Here is a 3,786-nt window from a genome sequence, read left to right as displayed (position 1 = left end):
GGGGGGACGGGGGAGGGGCCGGGGAAGCCGGTGAGGAAGCCGGGGGACGACGGGTGCGGGTCCGCTGTGTGCGCCGGGACGGGTTCCGGGGACGGTGACCAGGTGGAGTCCGGGGTCCAGTGGGGTTCCGGGGCGGGTTCCGGTGGCAGGGAGACGCGGGGGAGCAGGTCCACCGGCTCGGGATCCGGGGCGGTGTAGGTGGACGCCGGCGGGATGTACCGGGGCGGGGTCTGGCCTGTATCGCGTCCGGCGTCCGACCAGGGCGCGGGGTCCGGGCCGACGGCGGCCCAGCCGGAGGTGGAGAAACCGTGGGGGGAGGCGGAGGACGCCGGGGACGCCGGGGGCTCCGGGGGCGCAGTGGTTGTCGGGGCAGCGGTGGTTGTCGCGGAAGCGGCGGTTGCGGTGGCTCCTGTGGTGTGCGGACGCCAGCGGCGGACGGCGTCCTCCAGGGGGGAGTAGCGGAAGCTCTCGTTGGCGTCCTTCAGGGCGACCCAGAGGTCGGAGAGGCACTGGCGGCGTGCGGTGGTGGGCAGGTCGTCGACCCAGGGGAGGACCTGGGACGCCGCGCCGGCGAAGTCGGTCGAGGTGCCGCGGGCGGCGAGGAACCGGAGGGTGAGGGACATGCCGTCGACGTCCTCGGTCGCGTCGGTGGTGCTGGCGGCCCTGACGGGCTCGGGGGTGAGCTCGGGGGTGACTTCCGCGAAGGTGGTAGGGGGTGATGCGGGGGTGGTTTCAGGGGCCCGGGTCCATGCCGGTCCGGGCTCCGGGGTCCACGGGGGCGGGGGATCCGGCTCCGGTTCAGGTGCCGGATCGGGAGTGTGGAGGGAGTGGGGTCGCCAGGTGTCGTCGACGGCGGGGTCGGGCACCGACGGGGTGGCGGGCTCCGGCGCGGGCGCTGGTTCGACCGTGAGGACCACCGCGACGAAGCGGTGGTTGACGGCAGGTTGCTGCAGGTCAAGATGGTCTCTGACCCGTTCTGCGGCGTCGTCGAGTGCGGGGACGAACAGTGCGTCCCCGTTGCTCAGTGTGAGGTCCCAGCCGCCGTACGTCCTGCGGGCGGAGACTGCGACGCCGTATGTGACGGGCTCCATCAATGAATAACTTTAGTAGTGGGTGACAGGAATTATCGGCCGATGGCGTCATTCACCTTCTGCCACCTTCTGCGTCCGCAACTTGCCCAGGCCCCGCAGAGTGCGGTTGGGGGCGAGGCCGGGCATGGGTGTGGGCGAGCGGGCGCGGTTGGCGCGTCGCGGTGCGGTGTCAGAGCGCCGCGTCGATGGCGGCGATGACCGCCGGGTCGTCCGGGGTGGTCTGCGGGCGGAAGCGGTTGAGGACGCGGCCGTCGGCGGAGACGAGGAACTTCTCGAAGTTCCACTGGATGTCGCCGGCCTCGCCGTCGGCGTCCTGCGTGGCAGTGAGTGCCTGGTAGAGCGGGTCGCGGTCGTCGCCGTTGACGTCGGTCTTGGCGAGCAGAGGGAAGGTGACGCCATAGGTGGTGGAGCAGAACGTGGCGATCTCCTCGGCGCTGCCGGGCTCCTGGCCGGCGAACTGGTTGCACGGGACGCCGAGGACGGTGAGGCCGGAGCCGTCGGCGGCACCGTAGGTCTCCTGGAGCCGCTCGAGGGCGGTGTACTGCGGGGTGAGCCCGCACCTGGAGGCGACATTGACGATGAGCAGCGGGCCCGTGAAGTCGTGCAGGTCGAGCGGGTCGCCGGCGAGGGTGGTGACGGGGATGGACTTGATGTCGGTGGTGTCTGTGGTGTTCTCGGTCATGGGGGCGAGGGTAGTCGTGGTGGGCTACACGGTGGGGGTGAGTGAGAGCCTGGGTTCGACTGCTGTGGCAAGTCGGCTGTTGGGGAGAGGGTGGCTAGCCGTTGTCCGGAGAACCCTCCACGTTGAGTGTCATCTCATCTTGTGTGAGCTCACGCTGTTCCAGCCAGAAGTCGAGTTGGTGCTGTGGTGACAGTCGGGGAAATGGTGCGGCGAACTTCCTGCCGAGCTCGGACAATTCTTCATTGATGATGGCGAAAGCGAGGGGGCCGAGGTGGCTCTGCATGAACGTCAGCGCCTCCTCGTGCTCGACATCGATGGTGGTCTCGTACGAGTAGCCGACCAGGAGACCGGCATTGAACGTCATGTTCTCTGCGAACGCATCGATGTCGAGCTTCAGCAGGAACCGCGATCCTTCGGTCGTATAGTGCGCGCCTGCCGTCACCATCGCGCCTTCGGCGGGGTCGTACCGATCGTCCTGTCGACGACGACCTTGCAGGTCAAACCACTGGCGGATGAACCCCTGGGCAGAGGTCTGGAGGCTCTCAGAGTTCAGCGAAACCACTTGACTTCTCCTCTAGAGGTGACCTGCGTGAGGTCACGGTGAACTGCGGTGTGTCGTCATCCTCGGCGGGAGTGCCCGCCCAGTCGCCTGCGATCCGCCTCGTGGAACGGCAGTTCTCATTGTGGGGGAGAGTGTCACTGATGCGGTAGGCGGCGCTGCCGGTGGCGGGGGCCTCCTCATTCCAGATGAGATTGTGGGTGTGCCGCTCGATCTCCTTCTTGAGGAGGCTGTAGTCCTCTTCGGCATCCAGCACGATGTGCCCGGTGTAGGCGCCGACTGCCCGCGCGTAGCGGTTGAGCTGTTCAGCGCTTATCTTCCGGTGCCCGTTGTTGACGTTCTCCAGCTTGCTGATCGCCGACTGGTCTACGCCCATCCGGTCCGCGATCTGCTGCTGAGTCAGCCCTTTGCGCTTTCGGAGTGCGACCAGCTGGCTAACCCACAGCAGGTCGGCCATGCCCAGGTCCTTGTAGCGACGAAGCTCGGCCTTGTCCATGGGCGGCACCTTCCTTGAACTGTGGATATTCCGTGGGGTACATGTCGTGGCGTCAGTTTACGCGGAAAGGGCGGACGCTGCCTACTGAACGTCCTCAGGCCAGGTCAGGACGGGAAAGTGCGCAACGTGCAGCCGTGTTCCCGCTGATGTCTCATCGCGAGGTCCATGGAAGTCTCAATGTCCTTCGTCTGGGCAGCTTCCTTGAGCGACTTGTCGGGGTAGCGGCAGAGGAGAATCCCCAACATCTGGAAGTCGACTCCGTCGTGTGCCCCCAGGGCGTCAGTGAAATACAGTCGGTAGCAGCCATCGTCGGTGGTTGCGTCCTGTTTCCACTCTGCGATCCACGGGACCGCCTGCCTGGGCCACTTCGTACGGCGGCGCCCCAGGGGGTGGTTGACGAGCGCGATTGACGTGTCTTCGGGATTCAAGAGGCCCTTGGTCGCGGCCTCAATGAGGTTGTCGAGATCCAAGTAGGCGTCCAGATCGGACTCGGCCAGCGCTTCGAAGCTCTCCTTCGCCCACGGGTGCATCCATTGCCAGCGACGCGAAGCGTCTTCGTCTGAGAGTGGGGCGACGCGCTCCTTCCAATTTGCAGGACCTGTGGCGTGCCTGGTCATCTCTGCTCCCTCCACCAGCGAAACTGTCCGGACCGCTTTTCGAACATGATAGCGGAATACCAGGGTTTTGAGTCGGCTGATCGAACACCGACTGTCCTCTGGGGCCGCCTGGTAGGCAGCGACTGGCAACTCGTCGAGCGCATTCAGAAGGGTCCCGCGCGTACTCTCGGCGGCACCGCGTCCCGACCACCACGGCGTCCTGATCCGCAGGGCGTGACGGGACCGCACGCGAACGGAGACCACCGATGAGCGACGTCGAACTCAACCCCCTGTTCGCCCGCGACGGTGAGGCGACGAGCTTCCCGCGTCACCGGATCCCGGTCTCCGGCAGCCTGCCGGAG

At 66.7% G+C, this 3,786-nt stretch carries 4 protein-coding genes and 1 pseudogene; all 5 read right to left on the bottom strand.

Features of this window, described 5'->3' with window-relative positions; translation table 11 throughout:
• Positions 1 to 1,091, bottom strand: a pseudogene (locus QZV72_RS12460) (hypothetical protein); the annotation flags it as partial.
• Positions 1,092 to 1,260: 169 nt separating this feature from the next.
• The gene (locus QZV72_RS12455; RefSeq protein ID WP_297008906.1) at positions 1,261 to 1,773 is read right to left on the bottom strand and encodes a glutathione peroxidase; all 513 of its coding nucleotides are present in this window, start codon (positions 1,771 to 1,773) and stop codon (positions 1,261 to 1,263) included.
• A 94-nt stretch (positions 1,774 to 1,867) separates the two neighbouring features.
• Complete coding sequence (locus QZV72_RS12450) at positions 1,868 to 2,335, bottom strand: hypothetical protein (RefSeq protein WP_297008905.1); 468 nt, start codon at positions 2,333 to 2,335, stop codon at positions 1,868 to 1,870.
• Positions 2,316 to 2,828 (bottom strand): helix-turn-helix domain-containing protein, encoded by a 513-nt coding sequence (locus QZV72_RS12445; protein ID WP_297008904.1) that lies wholly within the window; start codon positions 2,826 to 2,828, stop codon positions 2,316 to 2,318. Before QZV72_RS12445 ends, QZV72_RS12450 begins: the two co-directional genes overlap by 20 nt.
• 104 nt (positions 2,829 to 2,932) lie before the next feature.
• On the bottom strand, positions 2,933 to 3,460 hold the full coding sequence (locus QZV72_RS12440) for a hypothetical protein (protein ID WP_297008903.1): 528 nt from the start codon (positions 3,458 to 3,460) through the stop codon (positions 2,933 to 2,935).
• Between the last annotated feature and the right edge of the window lie 326 nt (positions 3,461 to 3,786).

The sequence above is a fragment of the uncultured Corynebacterium sp. genome (assembly GCF_902782855.1).
Lineage (GTDB): Bacteria > Actinomycetota > Actinomycetes > Mycobacteriales > Mycobacteriaceae > Corynebacterium.
The sequence above is the reverse complement of the archived record's forward strand: the minus strand, read 5'-3'. Positions and strand labels throughout refer to the sequence as shown.

Coding starts and splice junctions, on each gene's coding strand:
- QZV72_RS12455 (WP_297008906.1), bottom strand. CDS start 1,773: ATGACCGAGAACACCACAGACACCACCGACATCAAGTCCATCCCCGTC.
- QZV72_RS12445 (WP_297008904.1), bottom strand. CDS start 2,828: ATGGACAAGGCCGAGCTTCGTCGCTACAAGGACCTGGGCATGGCCGAC.